This is a genomic window from Luteolibacter pohnpeiensis (assembly GCF_016595435.1).
In the GTDB taxonomy this organism is placed as follows: domain Bacteria; phylum Verrucomicrobiota; class Verrucomicrobiia; order Verrucomicrobiales; family Akkermansiaceae; genus Luteolibacter; species Luteolibacter pohnpeiensis.
Window position 1 is genome coordinate 1 of sequence record NZ_JAENIJ010000014.1, and the last position, 20,982, is coordinate 20,982.

The 20,982-nt window shown below is 54.5% G+C and carries 21 protein-coding genes; 10 read left to right on the forward strand and 11 right to left on the reverse strand.

Annotation, left to right across the window (positions count from 1 at the left end; translation table 11 throughout):
- Both JIN85_RS21360 and JIN85_RS10020 read right to left on the reverse strand, forming a co-directional pair.
- The coding region (locus tag JIN85_RS21360) for a hypothetical protein (protein WP_234047353.1) at nucleotides 1–241 on the reverse strand (241 nt) is incomplete at its 3' end.
- Between the two features lie 128 nt (nucleotides 242–369).
- The gene (locus tag JIN85_RS10020; protein WP_200270225.1) at nucleotides 370–2,265 is read right to left on the reverse strand and encodes an ABC-F family ATP-binding cassette domain-containing protein; all 1,896 of its coding nucleotides are present in this window, start codon (nucleotides 2,263–2,265) and stop codon (nucleotides 370–372) included.
- Nucleotides 2,266–2,416: 151 nt separating this feature from the next.
- Between JIN85_RS10020 and JIN85_RS10025 the strand changes: the two genes are divergently transcribed.
- Nucleotides 2,417–3,070 (forward strand): RDD family protein, encoded by a 654-nt coding sequence (locus tag JIN85_RS10025; protein ID WP_200270227.1) that lies wholly within the window; start codon nucleotides 2,417–2,419, stop codon nucleotides 3,068–3,070.
- On the opposite strand, the gene JIN85_RS10030 is transcribed toward JIN85_RS10025, so the two are convergent.
- On the reverse strand, nucleotides 3,067–4,428 hold the full coding sequence (locus tag JIN85_RS10030) for a homoserine dehydrogenase (protein WP_234047354.1): 1,362 nt from the start codon (nucleotides 4,426–4,428) through the stop codon (nucleotides 3,067–3,069). The two genes, JIN85_RS10025 and JIN85_RS10030, sit on opposite strands and share 4 nt — an antisense overlap.
- A 19-nt stretch (nucleotides 4,429–4,447) precedes the next feature.
- On the reverse strand, nucleotides 4,448–4,714 hold the full coding sequence (locus JIN85_RS10035) for a hypothetical protein (RefSeq protein ID WP_200270229.1): 267 nt from the start codon (nucleotides 4,712–4,714) through the stop codon (nucleotides 4,448–4,450).
- 108 nt (nucleotides 4,715–4,822) lie between these two features.
- Here JIN85_RS10035 and JIN85_RS21950 point away from each other — a divergent pair, with 108 nt between their 5' ends.
- Entirely contained in the window at nucleotides 4,823–6,184 is a 1,362-nt protein-coding gene (locus tag JIN85_RS21950) for an OmpA family protein (RefSeq protein ID WP_200270231.1), read from the forward strand.
- Between the two features lie 24 nt (nucleotides 6,185–6,208).
- Here JIN85_RS21950 and smpB read toward each other — a convergent pair whose 3' ends face one another.
- From smpB to JIN85_RS10055, 3 genes are all read right to left on the reverse strand, one after another.
- The gene (gene smpB, locus JIN85_RS10045) at nucleotides 6,209–6,670 is read right to left on the reverse strand and encodes an SsrA-binding protein SmpB (RefSeq protein WP_200270233.1); all 462 of its coding nucleotides are present in this window, start codon (nucleotides 6,668–6,670) and stop codon (nucleotides 6,209–6,211) included.
- A 34-nt stretch (nucleotides 6,671–6,704) separates the two neighbouring features.
- Nucleotides 6,705–6,908, reverse strand: coding sequence for a DNA-directed RNA polymerase subunit omega (locus JIN85_RS10050; RefSeq protein WP_200270235.1), 204 nt, complete (start codon nucleotides 6,906–6,908; stop codon nucleotides 6,705–6,707).
- Between the two features lie 206 nt (nucleotides 6,909–7,114).
- A complete protein-coding gene (locus JIN85_RS10055; protein ID WP_200270237.1) occupies nucleotides 7,115–7,510 on the reverse strand; it encodes a DUF3147 family protein in 396 nt (131 codons plus the stop codon).
- A gap of 69 nt (nucleotides 7,511–7,579) precedes the next feature.
- On the opposite strand from JIN85_RS10055, the gene JIN85_RS10060 reads away from it, so the two are divergent.
- Complete coding sequence (locus JIN85_RS10060) at nucleotides 7,580–8,395, forward strand: hypothetical protein (RefSeq protein WP_200270239.1); 816 nt, start codon at nucleotides 7,580–7,582, stop codon at nucleotides 8,393–8,395.
- Between the two features lie 5 nt (nucleotides 8,396–8,400).
- Here the strand turns inward: JIN85_RS10060 and JIN85_RS10065 are convergent, their stop codons facing one another.
- Nucleotides 8,401–9,624, reverse strand: coding sequence for a NupC/NupG family nucleoside CNT transporter (locus tag JIN85_RS10065; protein ID WP_343225489.1), 1,224 nt, complete (start codon nucleotides 9,622–9,624; stop codon nucleotides 8,401–8,403).
- Between the two features lie 227 nt (nucleotides 9,625–9,851).
- On the reverse strand, nucleotides 9,852–10,286 hold the full coding sequence (locus JIN85_RS10070; RefSeq protein WP_200270243.1) for an SLBB domain-containing protein: 435 nt from the start codon (nucleotides 10,284–10,286) through the stop codon (nucleotides 9,852–9,854).
- 108 nt (nucleotides 10,287–10,394) lie between these two features.
- Here JIN85_RS10070 and JIN85_RS10075 point away from each other — a divergent pair, with 108 nt between their 5' ends.
- The 7 genes from JIN85_RS10075 (at nucleotide 10,395) to JIN85_RS10105 (ending at nucleotide 17,202) form a co-directional block, all read left to right on the forward strand.
- Nucleotides 10,395–10,820 (forward strand): BlaI/MecI/CopY family transcriptional regulator, encoded by a 426-nt coding sequence (locus JIN85_RS10075; protein ID WP_200270245.1) that lies wholly within the window; start codon nucleotides 10,395–10,397, stop codon nucleotides 10,818–10,820.
- The gene (locus tag JIN85_RS10080; protein ID WP_200270247.1) at nucleotides 10,817–12,952 is read left to right on the forward strand and encodes a M56 family metallopeptidase; all 2,136 of its coding nucleotides are present in this window, start codon (nucleotides 10,817–10,819) and stop codon (nucleotides 12,950–12,952) included. Before JIN85_RS10075 ends, JIN85_RS10080 begins: the two co-directional genes overlap by 4 nt.
- A gap of 23 nt (nucleotides 12,953–12,975) precedes the next feature.
- Complete coding sequence (locus tag JIN85_RS10085; protein ID WP_200270249.1) at nucleotides 12,976–14,760, forward strand: M56 family metallopeptidase; 1,785 nt, start codon at nucleotides 12,976–12,978, stop codon at nucleotides 14,758–14,760.
- A gap of 48 nt (nucleotides 14,761–14,808) precedes the next feature.
- Nucleotides 14,809–15,228, forward strand: a complete 420-nt coding sequence (locus JIN85_RS10090) for a hypothetical protein (RefSeq protein ID WP_200270251.1) — start codon at nucleotides 14,809–14,811, stop codon at nucleotides 15,226–15,228.
- Between the two features lie 106 nt (nucleotides 15,229–15,334).
- Nucleotides 15,335–15,847, forward strand: a complete 513-nt coding sequence (locus JIN85_RS10095) for a VOC family protein (protein WP_200270253.1) — start codon at nucleotides 15,335–15,337, stop codon at nucleotides 15,845–15,847.
- Nucleotides 15,848–15,868: 21 nt separating this feature from the next.
- The gene (locus JIN85_RS10100; RefSeq protein WP_200270255.1) at nucleotides 15,869–16,384 is read left to right on the forward strand and encodes a VOC family protein; all 516 of its coding nucleotides are present in this window, start codon (nucleotides 15,869–15,871) and stop codon (nucleotides 16,382–16,384) included.
- Between the two features lie 77 nt (nucleotides 16,385–16,461).
- Nucleotides 16,462–17,202 (forward strand): SDR family NAD(P)-dependent oxidoreductase, encoded by a 741-nt coding sequence (locus JIN85_RS10105; protein WP_200270256.1) that lies wholly within the window; start codon nucleotides 16,462–16,464, stop codon nucleotides 17,200–17,202.
- A 66-nt stretch (nucleotides 17,203–17,268) separates the two neighbouring features.
- Here JIN85_RS10105 and JIN85_RS10110 read toward each other — a convergent pair whose 3' ends face one another.
- Together JIN85_RS10110 and JIN85_RS10115 are read right to left on the reverse strand one after the other, a co-directional pair.
- Nucleotides 17,269–17,637, reverse strand: a complete 369-nt coding sequence (locus tag JIN85_RS10110) for a hypothetical protein (RefSeq protein ID WP_200270258.1) — start codon at nucleotides 17,635–17,637, stop codon at nucleotides 17,269–17,271.
- 28 nt (nucleotides 17,638–17,665) lie between these two features.
- On the reverse strand, nucleotides 17,666–20,977 hold the full coding sequence (locus tag JIN85_RS10115; protein WP_200270260.1) for an efflux RND transporter permease subunit: 3,312 nt from the start codon (nucleotides 20,975–20,977) through the stop codon (nucleotides 17,666–17,668).
- Between the last annotated feature and the right edge of the window lie 5 nt (nucleotides 20,978–20,982).

The following is a 20,982-nucleotide window of genomic DNA, read 5'->3' on the forward strand; positions in this document are numbered from 1 at the left end:
TTTGGTGGGTTTGGTGGGTTTGGTGGGTTTGGTGGGTTTGGTGGGTTTGGTGGGTTTGGTGGGTTTGGTGGGTTTGGTGGGTTTGGTGGGTTTGGCGGGTTTGGCGGGTTTGGCGGGTTTGGCGGGTTTGGCGGGTTTGGCGGGTTTGGCGGGTTTGGCGGGTTTGGCGGGTTTGGGCGTTGTGACCCGAGGATGTGAAATTTGGCGGCCCGTTTACTTTTCCAATGATGCCCGTTTGCATGGAATCATGGACTACGGGATGCCCCATCGGGGCAGGATGAAATAGCCCAGGGCATGGCCCTGGGATTGGTGTCACCAATGATATTGAGCCCTGTAAGGGCGAAACCTAACGCGGTCCTGTCGTTCGACTTACTCCGGATTTTCCGCGCGAATGGCTTCCAGCTCTTCCCAACGGGCATAAAGACCGGTGACGTGGGTTTTGGCGGCTTCGAGCTTTTCCACCATGACCGGGATTTCGTTGAAATTCGCAGCTTGGAACGCGGGGTCGTTGAGCTTGGTTTCGAGCTCGGAAACTTCCTCTTCAGTTGCGAGGATGGATTCCTCCATGGTCTCAAGTTCAGCCCGCTCTTTGAAGGTCAACTTGCGGGGCTTGTTTTTGGCAGGCCGGGCGGGCGCTGGATTCGCCTTCTTGCTCCACGCCAACGCCTGCGCTTTCGCCGCCGCTTCGCGCGATTGGCGTTTTTCCAAATAGTAGGAGTAATTTCCTTCCTGCAACACTACGCCGTCGTCTTCAAAGGCAATGATCTGGTCGCAAATCCGATCGAGGAAATACCGATCGTGGGAGACGACGATCACAGAACCATCATAGTCAGCGAGCGCTTCCTCCAGCATCCGCAGCGATGGCAAATCGAGGTCGTTGGTCGGCTCGTCGAGGACAATCACGTTGCCGCCGTTTTTCAAAACCTTCGCCAACATCAAGCGCGCGCGCTCGCCGCCGGACATGAGATCGACCCGTTCGTTGATGCGTTGATCGTTGAAAAGAAACCGCCGCAGGTAGGCGCGGGCACCCAGCGTTTGATCGCCGAACTGGACCTTTTCGTTGCCGTCGGAAATTTCGTCGAGCAGCGAGCCGGTTCCATCGAGTTGCATCCGCGTCTGGTCGATGTAGTTGACCTTGACCCGTTTTCCAACGACGGCCGTGCCTTCGCTCGGAGTAATCTGGCCAAGGCAAAGTTTGAGCAAGGTCGTCTTGCCGACGCCATTACGACCGATGATGCCGGTGCATTGGCCCGGGCGCAGACTGAGCGTCAGATGACGAAACAACCAGCGCGGCGACCGTTCATCGCCGACGTTGATGCCGGCGTCTTCCAGTTCCACCACGACGTTGCCGAGGTCCGGCGGCGGCGGGATGAGCAGGTCCATCTCGCGCTCTTCCGGCGGGGCTTCGATGCCCTCGACTTCGTAAAACTGGTCCAATCGATGCCGCGATTTGGTGCCGCGCGCTTTGACCCCGGAGCGCACCCATTCCAGCTCGGTGCGCAAAAACCGCTGGCGGCGGCGTTCGGTTTGTTCGGCGATCTGCGCCCGAATCGCTTTTGATTCCAGGTAGGCGGTGTAGTTTCCGGGGTGGGAAAACGCTTTGCCCTGATCGATCTCGATGATGCGGGTGGCGATGACGTCGAGGAAATACCGATCGTGAGTGACGAAGATCACCGCGCCGCCGAAGCCTTTGAGATAATCCTCGAGCCAGCGGATCGATTCCGCATCAAGGTGGTTGGTCGGCTCGTCGAGCAAAAGCAGATCCGGCTGGCAGGCGAGCGCGCGGCACAGGGCGACGCGGCGTTTTTCTCCACCCGAGAGCGGGCCGACCGGTGCATCGAGCGGCGGAGTGCCGAGGGCCGTCGCGGCGGCTTTGATGCGCGCATCGAGATTCCAGCCATCGGTGTGATCGATGAAATGCAGCACTTCCGCGAGCTCGATTTCCGTGCCTTCGCCCGCTTCGTAGCGCCGGATGGCTTCGACGATGTCAGCTGCTCCTGCGGCGATGTTTTCCTGCACGGTCAGCGAGGGATCGAGCTCGAATTCCTGGGGCAGGTAGCCGATGCGAATGCCGCGCCGCAGCGAAATATCACCCGAGTCCGCATTTTGTTCGCCGGTCAGGATTTTCAGCAGCGAGGTTTTGCCGCAGCCGTTCCGGCCGACCAATCCGACCTTTTCGCCGGCGGCGACAGCGAGCGTGACGCCGTCCAGCAAGGTTTGATAACTGTAGGCGAGGCGAATTTCGGTGGCGGAGATGAGCGACATGAACAGCGGCAGACTCAGAGTTGCGGGCGCAACAAGCAAGTGAAGAGGTGGTGCGCCGATCGGGCGAATTGCAGCAATTCACCGGAAAATCGATTTTGGATCGTCATCCCGGCGAAATGTGTTTGGACTGAGAGCATTCCGATATTGAACTATGGATTCCGATTCTGAACCGACCAACGATCAACCGAAGCCATCGCTGCCTAAGCCAAGCATGCCGCCGCCTTCTCTGCCGAAGGTGCCCGCGCCATCGCTGCCGCCAGTGTCGATCAATCACCCATCGCCCGGAGAAGCACCTCCACCGCCGCCACCGCCAAAGGGGGATCCATCCATGGCTCCGTCTCCTGCCAAGGCTGAACCTGAAGAGGAAATCGTGCCTCGGATTGGTGAGGCGACCTTGGGTAGCCGGGTTGTTGGCGGGGTCATCGATATGGTGATTGCCATTTTGATCTTCGCGGTCTTTGGCAGGTTCAGTGGTGCGCTTGGGTTCCTGCTTTCGGTAGGTTATGTCCTGGTGAAAGATTCGCTGCCGTTCCTTGATGGCCAGAGTATTGGCAAAAAGGCTGTTAAAACCAAAGCGGTCACCGAAGAAGGCGAGAGCCTTTCCGGCAACTGGAAGGCAGGGGCGATTCGCAATGCATCCCTCTGCGTTTGGTTTTTCTCATGGGTCGAGCTGATCGTGCTTTTGATCAACAAAAACGAAGCGATCGGCCTCCGCCGCTTGGGTGACCAATGGGCGAAGACCAAAGTCATCACCTGGCCGCCCGTTGAGCAGCCAGAAGTGGTAGTGTCCGAGCCGGAAGCTTAAGCGAGGCTCTCAATTCTGAAAACCACCGGCGTGCTGTTCACGCAATCGAGTTCCTCGACGGCGTGCAGCGCGCCTTGCAATTTGCCGAAAGTGCAGGTGTGGAGCAGAAACACCATGTCGACGAAATCGGCATCCGGGTTGGATGGATTCACCGGCGAGTGAGTTCCCGAAATCCCGATGCCGTGGTCGGCCAGGATTCGCGCGATTTCCGCGACCACACCAGGGCGGTCGGTGACATCGAATCGCACGTAATACGGCGTCGAAGTTTCTTCCACTGGCAACAGTTCGCCCGATTCCTGATAGGGCAGGAATCCGCGGTGGCCACTGGGCTGTCGCAGCGTGCGGGCAGCCTCGACCAAGTCTGCCACGACTGACGAAGCGGTTGGGTCCTGGCCTGCGCCGCGACCGTAAAACAAGGACTCTCCGGCCGCGTCGCCGTGGACGGCGATGGCGTTGAACACGCCGTGGACCGAGGCAAGGATGTGGGCTTGCGGGATGAAAGAAGGCTGAACGCGCAGCTCGACCGCGCCGCTTGGATGTTCCCGGATCACCGCCAGCAGCTTCACCACGTAACCGAGGTTTTTGGCGAAGGTGATGTCGGTCGGGCGCACTTGCTCGATCCCTGAAACATGGATTTTTTCCGGATCGACGGTGAAACCGTAGGCCAGCGCGGCCAACAAAATCGCTTTGTGCGCCGCGTCCCAGCCGTTCACGTCCAATGCGGGATCGGCCTCGGCGTAGCCAAGGTTTTGCGCTTCCTGCAAGGCTGCTGCAAAGCTCAGCCCGGCATCGGTCATACGGCCGAGGATGTAATTCGACGTGCCATTGATGATTCCGGAAAAGGATTTGATGCGATTGCCAATGAACGAGGCCTGCACCGCATGGATGATCGGAATGCCGCCGGCCACCGCAGCCTCGAAATGGATCGGTGTGTCGGTTTCCCGGGAAATGGCGAACAATTCCGGCCCGCGCTCGGCCAAGAGAGCTTTGTTGCCAGTGACGACCGGTTTTTTCGCCCGAAGGGCGGCGGCGACGATGTCGAAAGCGTCGGTGGTGCCGCCGATCAGCTCGACCACGATGTCGACTGCTGGGTCACTGACCAGCGCGTGCCAGTCGGTGGTGAACATTTCCGCCGGGGCATCGGTGGTGGTGCTGCGAGTTTTTGCAAGATCGCGAACGAGGATTTTAGCGATGTGCATGACCACATTTCCACCGGTGCGGCCGGTGATGAGGTCGCCATTGCGCTGCAGGGTATTCCAGACTCCGGAACCGACGGTCCCGAATCCAGCCAAGCCAATACCGATTGATGAGCAGGAGTTCACGCAGGCGACTGTGCCCTCCGATGCCCATTCGTCCAAGCGGGAACGGTCGGGAATTTCAAGATTCCTTGGAAAGCTGGCTTGCGGCTTCGAGCCAATCCCCATCGCTATCGCCGGGTAGGCCGAGTTCGACACGTCGACGGTAGTTTAGATAGGCCGCCTTCGCGATTTCATCGGGTGAAGGAGGAGTTGGCTTTTTTACCGGTGCGGCTTTTGCTGTCGCCTTCTTGGCCGCTTTTTTTGCGGTTTTTACGGCCTTGGTGGTGGAAGCGGCTTTTTTTGCCGTTTTCTTCGCGGCTTTCTTCGCAGTTTTTTTAGCAGCCATGATGTCGTATAAGGTGAGGTTTCAACTGGCATTCTAGGAAATCGCCGATGCGATCTAGCACATGATTCGCGGCATTGCCAGTCTGTTTGCAGCGCGTATAGTGCCGATGTGGCAAGAAACAACACATGGGAAAATGTGCTGCGCGAGACCCACGGTCGGTCACGCGAGCCGAGCCGCTTGGGTTGGTGGGCGGCGGTGGCGATGATTCTCTCGCTGCTGCTGCATGTGTTGGTCTTTTTTGCGCTCGATCGGATCCAGATCGCCCTGGGGATCCAGGATTCCACCGATTTGGAAACCGGGCCGGTGATCGTCCAGAATGTGGAGGAGACACCACGGGATTTCCCGAGTCTTCCGCCGACGAAAGAGGTGGAAATTCCGAAGCCGGACATGACTTCGATGCTCGAGGATGTCGATATTCTGCAAGCCTTGCCGAAGGATCAGGAGCTGGAAATGCGTCCTGATGTGGAGCAGGAGAAGTTCGCTATCGAGATGGCGGACCCGGTTGCCGCATCTGGATCTCCGGACGCGCCATCCATCGATATTTCCTCCGGAATGGATCTCGACTCGAATCTGCCCGAGCTGGGTAAAATGGAGGACACTTTGATTCCTGGAGCCATCGGTCAGGTGACGATTGATCCGGGATCGATACAGGCAGATGATTTACAGCTAAGTGGTTACACGGATGAACTGCTGAAAAAGGGGGCGAACGGCAAAGTGGAAAAGGGCACTCTGGATGGCCTGGCTTCGTTGGATGATCTCCTTGGATTGCCGGCCAATGAGTTGGTCGGGAAGAAAACCATGTTGCCGAGTGATTTGCTGTTCGAATTCAACAGTTCCGAATTGCGGGAAAGCGCTAAGGTTGGGCTGATGAAGCTGGGAATGTTGATCGATTTGAATCCGGATCTTTATTGCTGGATCGAGGGCTACACCGACTTGGTGGGTAGTGATTCCTACAATCTGGAGTTGTCGAAAAAGCGGGCGGATGCGGTGAAAAATTACCTCGTGAAATCACTGCGGATGAAAGGTGACCGGATCATTACCCGAGGATTTGGCAAGGCCAGTCCGCTGGTGACGGGAGGGGATGTGGATCAGCAGGCGCCGAATCGGCGGGTGGAAATCCGCATGCGAAAAAACGCCCCACCGCCGGAGGTGAAAATCGAACCGACGCCAACTCCAGAGACAGAAGTGAGCCAGGCACCTGAGCCGCAGCCTGAAACTCCGCCCAAGGCGATTTTGGTCAAGCCGAACAAGACCTACCCTGACCGACAGGTCATCAAAGAGCCGGTCCCACCACGAGCCGTTCCGGTTGAGGAAAATCAAGTCAATCCCGCTGCTCCGGAGTCTGAGCCAGTTCCGCCGAAAGCTCAACCTGTGGAAGACCCAGATACAGTGCCGCCGCGTGCGACACCAGTGGAGGAAGAGGAATCGCCGACCATCCCGCCGAAAGCTGTGCCGGTGGAAGAACCCTAGCCAGCAGGCTGGGGTGTTGGGAAATTACATCCGCTGGTTGAAGCGGGCCATTTCGCGCTGAGCCTCGCGCAGTTCGACCTTTTCCTTCAGGTCCTGGCGTTGATCCGAGTGGGTCTTGCCTTTGCCAACGCCGATCTCGACCTTCACCCGGCGGTTCTTCCAATACATGCGCAAAAGCGGCAGGGTGCAGCCTTTGATCGCGGTGGCGGATGCCAGTTTCAGGATTTCCCGTTTGTGCAGGAGCAAACGCCGTGGGCGTTTTGGAGCATGGTTGTACCAATCACCAGCGGTCAGCCAGGGTTGGATGTCACAACCGTACAAAAAAAGTTGGTTGTTTTCGACGCGGGCGAAGGCATCGGAAACATTGATTTTCCCGGCACGGATCGATTTGACCTCGGTGCCTTTGAGTTCCAGCCCGGCCTCGTATTTCTCCAAGATATGGAAATCGCGGCCGGCCTTGCGGTTGGTTGCGATTTCCGAGCTCATGGGGATCGGGATGGGTCAGGAAAGGGTCGCGAACTCAAGGAGCGCTCTTTTCGATCAGCTTGATTTTGCCTTCGATGATTTCAGTGAGGGCAATATCAGCCACGCCCATGCTTGGGCGGGTTGGGATCAAGGGCGAACGACCGCTGTTCAATTGTCTGACACGCTGGGAGACCAGATTGACCAGTACGAGTGGATCGGGGACAATATCAGAAGCCTTTTCGACAAGATCGCTTTTCATGGGAGAGCCGGGAAATCGCGAAGTGGGACGCGCCTGCTCGAACGGGATAACGTTATCAGGGAGCATGGGCGGGACTTTTTCGCTCAAAACAAAGTGCAAGTTTGGGGTGTTCGGTGGTGACCGGACCGGTGGTCAAAGCAGTTCATGGCTTGCTTGGCAAGCGTAAACTGGTGAGGAGTGTGAGATTGCTGCCGCAAAGAGGACGATTATTTCGGCATCAAGTCGATGCCAAACCGTCTGAGTACGAACACGGTGAGCCAGAAAAAGCCTGCGGTGAGCAGGCAGTTGGCCAGAAGGGTGGGCCAGAAAGTCCAACCGTGGCGCAACATCCATGGCATGATTAGAAACATCGGCAAGGTCGGCAGGACAAACCAGAAGGTGCCTCCGGCATGGTTGGCGATGCGCTCGGACGATTGACCTCCGTGGTGCATCCAGATCATGGCCAACACCGAGGTGAGGGGGAGGGCGATCAGCAAGGCGGATAGTCGATCGTTGAAGATCTGGATCTTGTTGACGAACAGGATAATGGCGGCGGTCAGGAACAGCTTGAAAATATCAAACGGAGTGACTGCGAGAACTTTTTCCCAAGGAATACGGCTCATGGATGGAAGATGGGTGACTTGTTTAGCAAAACTTGTCGTTCGGCGCAGAGTGGCGTTATTTTAGGAGTCATGCAAGCTACCATCCTGCCGTGTTTCGCCCTCATTCTCGCCTTGAGCGCCTGTGCTCCGGGAGGGCCGCCCACTTCTGCGCCTGTGGCTGCTAGCCAGCTTTCGGCGACCCAAAAAGCCGCGATCGGTCGCAAGATCTGGCAGAATGAAAGTGGCGGCACCGTCGCTGGTTTGACCGCATGGAATAGCGGCGAGGAATTCCCTTCGCTGGGGATAGGCCATTTCATCTGGTATCCCGCCGGGTTCAACGGTCGGTTTGAGCAGAGCTGGCCCTTGTTCATCGCATTTGCCAAAAGCCACGGAGCGAATCCTCCACCAATCGCGATGGAACGCAATGCGCCTTGGAAAACCCGCGCGGCGTTTCAGGCGGAATTTAACAGCGGTCGCATGACGGGGTTGCGTAACTGGCTGGCTGCCAATGTGGAGCTTCAGACGGATTTCATCATTTCCAGATCGCGCGCCGCATTGCCGAAGATCCTGTCGGCGGCACCGGCGAGCGAGCGGGCGAAGATTTCGGGCAATTACCACAAGGTCGCGACCACACCGCAGGGGACTTATGCGTTGATCGATTATGTGAATTTCAAGGGCGACGGAACGCAAACTTCCGAGCGCTACAACGGTCAGGGCTGGGGACTGATGCAGGTGCTCGGTGGCATGCATGAGGTATCGGCTGGGCCAGCTGCTGCGGCTGAATTCGCGGCCTCTGCCAAGCGGGTTCTGTCCCGCCGGGTTTCCAATTCGCCACCTGCACGCGCGGAAGCGAAGTGGCTGCCAGGCTGGCATAACCGGTGCGATACCTACGCACGGCCCTTGTGAGGGTTTCAGGAAATGAAAAATCCAACGATGGCGGCGCTGGTGAGATTCGACAACGTGCCGGCGAGCACGGCTTTCATCCCGAGCCGTGCGATGTCGGCGCGCCGGTTGGGAGCCATGCTGCCGAGCCCGCCCAGCAGGATGGCGATCGATGAAAGGTTGGCGAATCCGCAAAGCGCGACGGAGCAGATTGCCTGCGATTTTGGAGTCAAGGCTGACTTATACTGAATGAATTCGAAATAGGCGACGAATTCGTTCAGAGCGAGTTTCTGTCCGATCAAGGTGCCACCTTGTGAGGCTTCAGACCATGGAATGCCCGTCGCCCACGCTACCGGCGAAAACACAAATCCGAAGATCTCCTGCAAGCTCAGGCTGGGGTGGTGAATCCAGTTTCCGATGCCGCCGAGCAGCAGGTTAATCAACGCGATCAGTCCGACGAAGGCCAACAGCATCGCCCCGACGTTCAATGCCAGCTTCAGTCCGCTTGCTGCACCGAGGGCGGCTGCGTCGACCACATTTGCCGGTTTTTCGTCGCCTTCCGCGAAGTCGAGTCGGGATTCGCGGGGCTTGTCGACCTCCGGCTTCATCAGTTTGGCATAAAGCAGGCCGCCTGGTGCCGCCATGAAGGATGCGGAAATCAGGAATTTCATGTCCACGCCTATGGCTGCGTAACTGGCGAGCACCGATCCAGCAATGCTCGCAAGACCTCCAACCATCACCGCAAATAACTCGGATTGAGTCATTCGCGAAATGTAGGGCTTCACGATGAGCGGAGCTTCGGTCTGGCCGACGAAAATATTTGCAGCGGCAGACATGGATTCGGCGCGACTGGTTTTCAGCACCGCGCGCAGTCCTCCGCCCAAAATGAGGATCACCTTTTGCATGATGCCGAGGTGATACAACACGGCGATGAGTGATGAGAAAAAGATGATCATCGGCAGCACCCGAAAAGCGAAGATGAATCCGAGGCTCGTGCTCCCGTCCTGGCTTAACGGTCCGAACAGGAAATCAACGCCCGCTTTTCCGGCACCGATGGTATCGGAAACGCGATCGCTCACCAGTTCCAGGATGGATCGCCCCTGCGGAACTCCGAAAACGAAGGCGCCGATCCCGATTTGAAGTGCTAGAGCCACTCCGACAGTTCGCCAGTTGATCGCCTTCCGGTTGTCACACGCGAAATAAGCGATTGCCAGAAACAACAGGATACCAAGGAGTGCGACCATCGCCCGCAGCAAGCACGAGCAAGGCCAACTCCATTTGATTGAGATGCTGACCGCCAACTAAAAGGCGCGGATCCGTTTCCAGACCCGCGCCAAATATTTGCCTAGAATACCAACTTGCGGAACAACTCGGCTCCCCCCGGATCCTTATTGCCGCTGCGCTCGCACTAGGCTGCAGCCATTCTGTAGGTAAATTTCCGATGTGTGAATAGTAAATTAATCCAAAGTGAATATTTGGATCAATTCGACATCGCAGACAGTGGCGGAATGTTGATCGAATCGTCGGTCATCAAAGGTAAGTTGGCCGATTCTGCCCGACTGAGATCATAGATATTCGTTATGCCATCTCGCGTAAGTTGAGTATGTTGAATATCTCCCAATGCTGTGGGTCCGCCGACTCGGTCAATTAAATCAGAGAGTGTGGTCTTAGGTGAAACACTGATGGCTCCAGGCTCTTTGACTTCGCCCGTTATCTGCAAATGGAGATATTTCGACCGTATCCAGGTTGCCAATGAAAGATCACCCATGGTGCTTTTCAGTGACCTGGTTGGTTTGGATGGATCCTGATAGATTGCGTGAATCTCATCGTCCGTTCCGTTTCGAAGTTTGATATAAACCAATAGCGCTGCCAAACCCAGGCAAGCAGCACCGATGAGTTTGAGAAACGACTTCATGTTAGGTTGGGGAATGCGGTGAGTGGATGATTTTTCCGAGCGTTCAGCAAGTTCACGATGATTGGATAAAAAATCAAACGACGACATTTGTCGTCTTTGTGGATTGACATGCCGACGGATGTCGTCAAAAAGGCGGGTATGAGCGATCGAAATTTACCAGCCTTGTCGCCAGCGGAGCAGGCCTTGATGGACCGGATTTGGAAAAAGCAGCCTGTAGCCGCTTCGGATTTGTTGGGCCTGGTCAATGCGGATCGCGACGAACCGATCACGCGCAACACCTTGCAGACCCAGTTATCGCGATTGGAAGCCAAGGGCTGGATCGCGCGTGAGGGGGGAGGACGGTCGATTCAGTATCGGGCTTTGGTTTCTGAGAAACGGGGTCGCGGCCGGATTTTGAAAGAATTGAAGCAGCGCATGTTCGGAGGTTCCGCCCTATCGATGATGCGTTGCTTGGTGGAGGATGGTGGATTTTCCAAAAACGAGATCAGCGAATTGCGGAAACTGCTGGAGGAAAAGAAAGGTGGTGAAAAATGAAGTCACTCCTGAACGAGATTCCGGAGTTTTGGCTAAACTTCGCGCTGCACAGCGCTTTGCTTTCAGTGATAGCTGGGCTGGCATGCCTTCTGTTGCGTGATCCCGCGAAGCGGGCGTTTGTCGCGGCAGTCGGTATCGGTGCCATTGGTGTCTTGCCGTGGATCTCAGCGATGCGGTTGAATCCGCAAATTTCAACTCCGGTATCGGAGGCTGTGCTTTCGGAGTCTGTGAACTCGAAGGCGATACCTTCGAGTTCAGTGATTCCCGAATGGACGATTCGGATAGAGCGTGCCGCTCAAGAATTCTCACAGACGCCCGTGAGGATACCTGAGTCCCCCGCGCGCGGTCAGCAGCAAAAGGTCGATCCATGGGCTGTGGTTGCCGTGATTTGGTTTAGCGGAATGTTGCTGGGATTGTTAGGGATTTCGATCCGCCAGGCGCGGGTATTCCGTTGGTTTGGAATGACTCAAGCAGTGGACCATGAGGAATGGAGGCAAATCCGGCATCACGGTTTGAAGCCGAGGCAATTCCGTGTAACGACTGCGGCGGTTAGCCCCTGTGTGGTCGGTTTTTTCAGACCAAGGATCGTGCTTCCAAAGCATTTGCTCGAACTCCGTGATGATACCAAGCTGGATTGGGCAATCCGTCATGAGGCGGAGCATCTACGATGCGGCGATTCGCGGGTCGCAGTGCTTTTATCCTGTGCTAAGGCGATCGTGTGGTGGAATCCAATGGTCCATCTGCTTTGCAGAACTTGGGCAAGCGAACGGGAGTGTGCCTGCGATGCCAGCGCGACGGCGCGGGATGAGGACCGTCGAGGCTATGGCAACTTTCTACTAGAATTATCCGAGACCTTGTCCTGTTCGGTCAACGGCGCTGTTCTGATGGCGACACCCGGGGAGTTTCGGAGAATGAAGCGGCGGCTTATTTCATTGGTGAACAGACAACCGGTCGTCCAAATGACGGCAATCTTCAAAGCGGCAACAGTTGCAATCGCAATCTCGAGCGGGCTCGCAATGTCCTGTGCGGGAATTGCATGGGCGGATGCAAACGATATGCCAGAAGACGGAGTCGTAGAGGCTCCGACTATCGATTCGGTGATAAGCGAAGCCGCGCCACCGGCAGAGACGAAAATGGTCGAAGAAAGGTCCTTGATGCTGCCTCAGCTCTATTTCGCGATGAAACTGGTTGCCACTAAAGATCCAATTCCTGAAGCCGGACAGTCTTTGAATGAAAAAGAGCTAGCGCTTCTCATGACCCGATTAAAAGCGCTGCCAGAAAACGAGATTATCGTGGCTCCAACTGTCACCATGCGCAGTGGGGAAAAGGCGACGATCGAAATCAGTCGTGAGTTAATATGGGGTGTCGAAGGTGATGACTATAACGTTGATCTGCTTGGTTGGCATACTGAGGTTAGGGCCGTAAATCATGGAGATGAAGCGATATTAGAGATCGAATCCCGTCACACTTACTTGTCTGATCTATATGATTTTGGAAATCCGAAAAAACTGCCAGAAGATTACCATTATCATGGTGGTTTGGTTGTTAATATGGCCAAGTTGAGTGGTTATGAGATGGTGAATGGGGAGACGGCAGTTGTTCAATTTAATCAGAAGGAAGAGGGTAAATATGTAACCGCGCTCATGACCCTGAAGGCAGCTGATCATTCTGGAGCTGCGGATCGAACGATTCCTGGAAAGATCCGCGTTTCCGGGGAGTTTTTCGATTCCACGGATCTTCCGAGCAATTACGGTGGAGATCAATCGGCTGTAGGAAAAAATTTTTATCGTAGACCCGAAATTGTAGGTTTCTTCAGTGCAGATCAGTTCGAAACGATTAAGGCGAAATGTAAGGAAAAAAATCCGAGCTTTGCGCCGATTGAACTGAAGACTGTTGAAGTGGATTCTGGGGTAAAGGCACAGCCATGGAATAAATTTCCAAACTTTTCCGTGAAATTGTCCAAATGGACGAATGTGTTTTGTGCGCTGGAATTAAGTGATTCGGCGGACGATGAAGGAGACTTGGTTGAAACTGTTTATGGAAAAAATTATGTATTCCTTGTGCGTTTGTTTGATGGGGCTGGTGATAACTTCAAGGTTATTGCTGTGAGATTTGAAGGGGTTGAAGAATAGGTATGTCTAACTCTTGCAGTGTTATGAATTCGATCATTTATGAATTTCCGGCATTCTGGCTGAACTTTGCGCTGCACACGGCATTGCTATCAGCTCTAGTCTGGATGGCTTGCAGATTAATGCGTGATCCCGCGAAGCGGGCGTATGTCGCGGCAGTTGGCATCGGTGCCATTTGCGTATTGCCGTGGATTTCGGCAATGCGGCTGGGTTCTGGTCATTCTAAATTGCCTGCTGGATCGGAAGAATCCGCTCAAGCAACATCAATGGGGGAATTCGTGCCAACTGAATCGCCGCTACCGGATTGGACCATTCATCTCGAACGCAAGGCTCCGTCTGAGGTTCCAGCCGAACGGACAGAAATGATTTCACCGTCGATTCCAGAAGCGAATCAAATCGATCTTCTCTCGACTGCCGGTTTCGTCTGGATCGCTGGGAGCGTGATGGGACTGGTGTGGATTTCCATTCGTCAAGCGATGGTGGTTCGTTGGGCTTCGTCGACGCGCGAGGTCGTTGATGGGGAATGGGAAACATTGAAACGCGGCGATTTAAGACGCGATCAGTTTCGGATTTCTACAGAGGTGGTGAGCCCTTGCGTGGTGGGATTTTATAAGCCGAAAATAGTGATCCCGACCTGGCTGTTAGAATCGTCCGAGAATTTGCATCGCACGTGGGCGATCAAGCACGAGGCAGAGCATTTGCACGCCGGTGACTCCAGAGTGGCGGTGCTACTATCTTTGGCAAAGGCACTGCTTTGGTGGAATCCGGTAGTGCATCTGCTCAGCTTATCTTGGGCAGCGGATCGTGAGCGGGTTTGCGATGCACGTGCAGTCGGATCAGCGAGCGAACGGCATCGCTATGGCAACTTCCTACTAGATTTATTGGAGCAATCTCAAACTTGGATTGGTGGATCGATTTCGATGGCACGTAAAGGAAAACTCAGGGAAATGAAGATGAGACTTAAGTATTTGATGAAAAATCAACCGGTGGCGAACGCTTCCTTGTCGTTTAAGGCAATGGTGAGTTGCGCTTTGTTATTAACGACTACGTTGATCGCTTTCACGGGATGTGAATTGGCAACGGTCAAATCGTCACCTTCAATAGCGTTCGGGAAAGCAGATGGGGAGATTGTAGAAGTATTAGAAGAATCTACTCCCCCTGACCAACTAGAAAGCGATCAGCTTGAAGTATATGACCGAACGCTCGCGTCCGTTGATCTGATGGTCGTCGCCACACAAGATCCTTTACCAGAGAGCGGACGAATGTTGAGTAAAGACGAAAAAAATGACCTATTGCGACGCTTGTCTCTAGCAAGTGAGTCTCGCGTGATGAAATTCCCGCATATTACCTTACGCAGCGGACAAAGAGCGAATACTGAAATCTATCGAGAGGTGACTGTCGTTTCGAAGAAACACGAAGCTACGCAAATCAAGCTCGGTTGGCTAGCAACCTTTTTTAGGAGAGGCGGAGGCAAGGATGTGATGTTGGATTTTCGTCTGAAACATACCTATCTTCCAGACTTATACGATGAAAATAAAATTTATGATGAAAAATTTGAAATCGATGAAGTCCCGGCCGACTATCTGTTTAAAGGTGATTTGGTAATAAATCTGGCGGAGGTGAAGCAGCGGGTGATGTCGAGCGAGAGCACTATCGTAGTTCCGTTCGCAAGTGTTGAGAAAGGTAAGCATCTATCAGCCCTGGTTACAGTTAACGCAATCAATTTTGCGGGGCTTCCAATCCCTGACTTTCAATCACCGGACTCGGCGAGTCCTCATTATAATGGAGTATTGGGACTTCCCGGTGATTAGTCTCAATTTCGTGATCTAATTTCGGTTGATCCACCGCGTGAGCGCATCGTGCGGTACACGGGAGCCGTCATCGAGATGCCGGATCATGATTTTCAAGTTGAAGGCGAAACGTTTCGGTATTGGACGGACAATTCCGAGCCCTTTGGACGTGCTCTGCCTCAAGTTCTACTATGGAAGCTTTGGCGCGAATCCCAAAAAACCAACTCATCGGTCAAGTGGACCGATCTGGAGCCAATCGATGTCCCAAGCGGAAAATCCACCAAGCTCTGGCCGGTTTATCCGAAACTGACAGTTACACCCGGAAAGGAAGAAAACGAGGGGCAGGTCAAGACCGAGGTGACGATCGAAGGATGGCGCACCACCGAATTTGTGAATTTTCCGAAAGGGGCGATGAGCACGTTCAAACTCGGGGATTCTGATGGCAGACGGCGCTATTTTGTGTTCGATGGCCGGTTTATTGAGAAATGAATATCAGGGAAATGTGACCATTTTCTGAATCAGTTGTCCTGGAAACCTGATTTCATTCGTAGTAGGGATATCGGGCAATGAATGCCCCGAATAACCACTCCCTACGATGACTACTCCTGTTTCCCCAACTTGTGATTCCTCCTCCGTTGAGCCAGTTCCAGCTGAAATGAACACGGTCACTCCACACCTTGTTTGTGCTGGTGCTGCGGCAGCGATCGATTTTTATCAAAAGGCATTCGGCGCGGTGGAATTGACCCGATTGGAAACCCCGGACGGCAAAATCATGAACGCCGGGATTCGCATCGGGAACTCGATGCTGATGCTCGTGGATGAAATGCCAGACTGGAATTGTTTGGGACCGAAGGCACGTGGCGGGACTTCCGTGACGATTCATTTGCAGGTGCCGGATGCCGATGCGCTATTCGCTCAAGCAGTGGCCGCAGGTGCTCAGCCGAAGATGCCTGTGACTGAAATGTTCTGGGGTGACCGCTATGGCATGGTGGAAGATGCATGGGGCCATTCATGGTCGATGGGAACCCGGGTGAAAAATCTGACTCAGGAGGAAATCGCCACTGCAGCTGCAAACGCGCAGTGTGGGGAAGGATGCTGCGAATCATAAAACTCAAACGGAATCGGAGTCATGGCGATCTCTGCTAAAATCACACCGTGTCTTTGGTTTGATTCTGAAGCTGAACAGGCGGCTGAGTTTTACGTTTCGATCTTCAAAAACTCACGAATTGTCCGGAGGACTTACTATAGCGATGTAGGCAAAGAAATTCATGGTAGGGAGGCAGGGTCCGTCATGACGATCGAGTTCGAGCTGGAAGGGCAAACCTTCACGGCTTTGAACGGTGGTCCGCTGTTTACCTTAACCGAAGCGATTTCATTCATGGTCGACTGTGCGGATCAGGCTGAAGTGGACTATTTCTGGGATCAGCTGAGTGATGGCGGACCGGAGGAGTCCCAACAATGCGGTTGGTTGAAAGATCGCTTTGGGGTGACTTGGCAAATCGTGCCATCGATTTTACCCGAATTGGTTACTGGGCCGGATCGGGAAAAATCCGACCGTGCGATGAGTGCCATGTTGGAAATGAAAAAGTTAAACATTGCCGCACTTCAAGCAGCATATGAGGGCATCGATCCAATGGAGCCATAGTTTCTTTTGTATAAGTTCCGGTTTAAATTTGTGAAGTTGACGTAGTTTGGCTGTCGCCATTATTTCATACATCAATCATGAAAATCTTAGATGGAAAACGGGCCTTGGTAACTGGTGGGAGTCGCGGAATCGGGGCTGGTATTGCCAAAGCGTTGGCCGCGGAAGGAGCGAGTGTGGTGATCACCTATGAACGTTCCGAGGAAAAGGCCCAGCAGGTCGTGCGCGAGATCGAAGAAGCAGGCGGTAAAGCGATCGCGATTGCTGCAGACAGCGCTGACCCAGCCGCTGTGAAAAATTCAGTCGAGCAGACAGTGGCCGCCTTGGGAGGATTGGATATTTTAGTCAATAACGCCGGTATTGGTCGCAGCGGAATGATCGCGGATATCAAACTGGAAGACCTCGATGCGATGTTGAATGTGAATATTCGAGGCGTGGTTTTGACCAGCCAGGCGGCGATTCCCCACCTCGGTCAAGGCGGGCGGATTGTAAATATCGGCAGTTGCTTGGGAGAACGTGTCGGCTGGGGCGGTGTTACCGTCTATTCCATGACGAAGGCAGCGCTGAACATTTTTTCGCGCGGGCTATCCCGGGAACTTGGACCTATGGGAATCACGGTCAATACGGTTCAGCCAGGGCCGACAGATACGGATATGAATCCAGCAGACGGCCCGGCGGCGGACGGAATGCGGAAAGTGATGTCACTTGGTCATTACGGCACGGTGGAAGATATTGCTGCAGCCGTGGTTTTCTTGGCTGGGCCAAGCGGTCGTCAAATTACCGGTACGGCAATCACCGTAGACGGTGGACTCAATGCCTGATGAGCCAACTGGAATTCATCCGTCTGCATGAATGGCGACGGATGAATTCTGATTTGGCATATCAAATCAAGACTGGCTGTCCTTGGTTGCTTCTTTGAGCTTGGCCATGAATTTCTCCGGGTCTTTTTTGAAATCCGGGAGACAGTGCTTGCAGCAGAACTTAATCAACTGGCCTTTGTAGACGAGCTCGGGAGGTGTTCCCATCGTGCCTACTTCTTCACCGGACACGAGGCAGACTGTGAGCGGGTATGGCTTTGCATCGGCAGGAGCTACATCATTGAATCCTGCAGGCAAAGTTTCGGTTTCTGTCGCAACTTCAGCCGGGGCGGCTGGGGCTTCGGCACTTTCTGTTTTCGTGGTTTCCGTTTTTTTAGGTTGGCAGGCAGCGAGTGCAAGGGCCGCTGCAGCGAAGGTCAGGATTCGGGTTGGTTTCATATTCGTATTTGTTTGGAGTGATGGGTTGTTAGTCGGGTGAGTTGAGATGGAGCGACTGATGCAGCGTTCCTTTTTTGAATTCCCGGCTTCGCAGCCAGAGGAAAATCACAGGTGTGACAATGAGAATGTGAAGCAGGCTGGAAATCATTCCGCCGATGACTGGAGTCGCAAGTGGTTTCATCACTTCCGCTCCTTGACGATGGCTCCACATGATGGGCAGCAAACTGGCGACGATGGTGGCCACGGTCATGACCTTGGGTCGAAGGCGCAACCGGGCGCCATCTTTTACCGCCTGCACCAGATCAGCATGGGTGAAGGCAGAGCCCAATTCGCGGAGCCGATCCCGCACGGTTTCTTCGAGGTAGACGACCATCACGACGCCAGTCTGAACCGCCGTTCCGAAAAGCGCAATGTATCCGACCCAAACCGCGCCATTGAAGTGATAGCCTAGGATTTTTTGAAGAAGGACACCGCCACTCAAAGCAAATGGAACCGCAAGCATCACGTGGGCTGCCTCAAGTGCGCTGTGATAAACGAAATAGAGGAGGACAAAAATCACCATCAACACGAGCGGGAAAACCAATGTCATGGTTTTCGCAAAGCGACGTTGGTTTTCGAAATCGCCGGTGAGCTTGTAGGTCATGCCTTCCATGTCGAAATGGGCGAGCTTTTGTTCCACTTCTTCGACGAAGCTACCGAGGTCGCGATCGCGAACATTTGCCTGCACGAACGATCGCAGCATGCCGTTCTCCGACGCGATTTCATTGGCCCCGATGTCGCGGCTGATTTTGGCGACCATGGCAAGTGGGATGTAGGGCATGGGTTGGGAATTTCCTTCACCGGCCATTCCGGGTTTGGTGGCGATGAGAATCCGGCCGAGTTTTTCAATGTCATCGCGCTCGCTACGCTCAACCCGAATCTGGATCGGAAAGCGCTCACGGCCTTCGATGGTTGTGCTGACATTCTTGCCGCCGATGGACACTTCGACTGCATCGAGCACATCTTTGGCGCTCAAGCCGTAGCGCGCCATGGCTTTGCGATCGACCTGAATGTTGAGGTAGGGCTTGCCCTGCACGCGCGATGGCGAGACGCCGTCTGCGCCAGGAATGGCTTTCACCAGCTTTTCAATTTCCAGGGCCTTGCGTTGGATTTTATCGAGATCATCGCCGTAAATCTTGATGCCGACCTGAGCGCGAATGCCGGTGTAGAGCATCAAAATCCGATTTTCGATCGGTTGCAAAAATGCCGGGACGTAGCCGGGGACGAGCTTCATTTTCTCGGTTAGCTCGGCCTTGAGTTTCGCGGTCGTCATGCCCTTGCGCCACTCAGGATTGCGTTTCATTCCGAAAATCCCATTCGGGATGTATTCGGGTTTCAGCAAGATCGTGGTCTCTAACATTTCGGTCGGTGCCGGATCGGTCGCGGTTTCGAATCGGCCCAGTTTGCCGGCGACATTTGCCACTTCCGGTGTTTCCGCGATGATCCGATCCTGCCAGGACATGACACGCTGGATTTCTGTTAGGCCGGTCTTTGGCATCATCACCGGCATGAAGAGCAGGCTGCCTTCGTTGAGTGGTGGCATGAATTCCTTGCCAAAGCCAGTGACCATTGCGGCAACCCTTGGATGACCGGAATCGGCGATTTTTCGAATGACCGGTCGAGGCAAACCGAAGGCTTCTAACAAGGCCACGGAAAGAATGACGCAGGCGGCGGCAACCACGGTCTTCTTGTGATTGAGCGCCCAATTGAGCACCGGATCATAGAGGCGGAGCAGGAATCTCATGATGAAATTCCGATCCTCGGAATGGAAGGGACCGCGCACCAGAATCGAGCAAAGCACCGGCACCAATGTGACGGCCAGCAGGCTGGAACCGATCATGGCGAAGGTCTTGGTAAACGCCAGCGGATGGAACAGTTTGCCTTCCTGGCCGGTCAGCGCGAACACCGGGACGAATGCGAGGATGATGATGGCCATGGCGAAAAAGATCGGGCGGCCGACTTGTTTGCTCGCTACCAGTGCGGTTTCCCAGGTTTCGCGGGCAGTGAGTTTTTCGCCCTTTGCCGCCTCCGCTTTTTCACCATGCCGTAGCACGTTTTCCGTGACCACGATGGCGGCATCGACCAATACGCCGATGGCGATCGCGATGCCTGTTAGAGACATGATGTTGCTGCTGATATCGAATTGCTTCATCAGCAAAAACGAGATCAGGATCGAGATCGGTAGCGGCAGTGTCACGATCAGGATGCTGCGGAAATGCCACAGGAAAAGAACGTGGGCCAGCGTGACCAGAATGATTTCCTCGATCAATGCATGCTTCAGCGTGCCAATCGTGTGGTCGATCAGTTCGCTACGGTCGTAGAAAGGCTTGATGGTAACGCCGGGCGGCAGGCTCGATTGAATTTGGGTGACCTTTTGTTTCACCCGCTCAATCACGGCCTTCGCGTTTTCTCCGGTGCGCATGACGACGGTTCCGCCGACGGCTTCATGGCCATTGAGGTCAAGCGCGCCACGTCGGAAATCCCCGCCGATTTGCACCGTGGCGATGTCCTTTAAATAAATTGGAGTACCATCTACGGCTTTAATCGTAGTCAATTCCAGATCTTCCGTGCTGGTTACCAAGCCGATTCCGCGCAGGACGAACTCCGCGCCATTTTCCTCAACCACTTTTCCGCCGACATTGAGGTTGGCGTCCTGAACCGCACTCATCACCTCCTGAAGCGTCACATTCGAAGCGCGCATTTTAGTGGAGGAAAGCTCGATCTGGTATTGTTTCACGAATCCGCCGATGCTTGCGACTTCGGCGACGCCTTGCACGCTGGCGAGTTGATAGCGAACATACCAGTCCTGGATCGATCGGAGCCGCGCGAGATCGTATCCACCGTTCGGAGCCTTAGCTGGATCGACATCAAGGTAATATTGATAGACCCAGCCAAGACCGGTGGCGTCGGGTCCGAGTTGTGGAGTGACCCCTTCCGGCATCGAGCTTTGCAGATAGTTCAATCGCTCAAGCACGCGGCTCCGGGCGAAGTACTGATCTACGCCGTCTTCAAAGATGATCGTGCTCAAGGAAAAGCCGAACATTGAGCTGGCTCGCACTTCTTTTACACCGGCAAGTCCTTGAAGGCCGGTGGTCATGGGGTAGGTAATTTGATCCTCAACCTCCTGGGGACTGCGTCCCGGCCAATCCGCGTAAACGAGAACCTGATTTTCCGTTAGATCCGGAAAGGCATCGACCGGCGTTTGATAGACCGCGCGAATGCCAAGTGCGACGATCAACAGGGTGGCACAGGCGACGAGGAACCGGTTTTTCAGGCTCCATTCAATGATGCGTTCGATCATGGCAG

What these genes read in the sequence shown, in the direction of transcription:
- JIN85_RS10020 (WP_200270225.1), bottom strand. Translation starts at nt 2,265, where the DNA reads ATGTCGCTCATCTCCGCCACCGAAATTCGCCTCGCCTACAGTTATCAA.
- JIN85_RS10025 (WP_200270227.1), top strand. Translation starts at nt 2,417, where the DNA reads ATGGATTCCGATTCTGAACCGACCAACGATCAACCGAAGCCATCGCTG.
- JIN85_RS10035 (WP_200270229.1), bottom strand. Translation starts at nt 4,714, where the DNA reads ATGGCTGCTAAAAAAACTGCGAAGAAAGCCGCGAAGAAAACGGCAAAA.
- smpB (WP_200270233.1), bottom strand. Translation starts at nt 6,670, where the DNA reads ATGAGCTCGGAAATCGCAACCAACCGCAAGGCCGGCCGCGATTTCCAT.
- JIN85_RS10050 (WP_200270235.1), bottom strand. Translation starts at nt 6,908, where the DNA reads ATGAAAAGCGATCTTGTCGAAAAGGCTTCTGATATTGTCCCCGATCCA.
- JIN85_RS10055 (WP_200270237.1), bottom strand. Translation starts at nt 7,510, where the DNA reads ATGAGCCGTATTCCTTGGGAAAAAGTTCTCGCAGTCACTCCGTTTGAT.
- JIN85_RS10060 (WP_200270239.1), top strand. Translation starts at nt 7,580, where the DNA reads ATGCAAGCTACCATCCTGCCGTGTTTCGCCCTCATTCTCGCCTTGAGC.
- JIN85_RS10070 (WP_200270243.1), bottom strand. Translation starts at nt 10,286, where the DNA reads ATGAAGTCGTTTCTCAAACTCATCGGTGCTGCTTGCCTGGGTTTGGCA.
- JIN85_RS10075 (WP_200270245.1), top strand. Translation starts at nt 10,395, where the DNA reads ATGCCGACGGATGTCGTCAAAAAGGCGGGTATGAGCGATCGAAATTTA.
- JIN85_RS10080 (WP_200270247.1), top strand. Translation starts at nt 10,817, where the DNA reads ATGAAGTCACTCCTGAACGAGATTCCGGAGTTTTGGCTAAACTTCGCG.
- JIN85_RS10085 (WP_200270249.1), top strand. Translation starts at nt 12,976, where the DNA reads ATGAATTCGATCATTTATGAATTTCCGGCATTCTGGCTGAACTTTGCG.
- JIN85_RS10095 (WP_200270253.1), top strand. Translation starts at nt 15,335, where the DNA reads ATGACTACTCCTGTTTCCCCAACTTGTGATTCCTCCTCCGTTGAGCCA.
- JIN85_RS10100 (WP_200270255.1), top strand. Translation starts at nt 15,869, where the DNA reads ATGGCGATCTCTGCTAAAATCACACCGTGTCTTTGGTTTGATTCTGAA.
- JIN85_RS10105 (WP_200270256.1), top strand. Translation starts at nt 16,462, where the DNA reads ATGAAAATCTTAGATGGAAAACGGGCCTTGGTAACTGGTGGGAGTCGC.
- JIN85_RS10110 (WP_200270258.1), bottom strand. Translation starts at nt 17,637, where the DNA reads ATGAAACCAACCCGAATCCTGACCTTCGCTGCAGCGGCCCTTGCACTC.
- JIN85_RS10115 (WP_200270260.1), bottom strand. Translation starts at nt 20,977, where the DNA reads ATGATCGAACGCATCATTGAATGGAGCCTGAAAAACCGGTTCCTCGTC.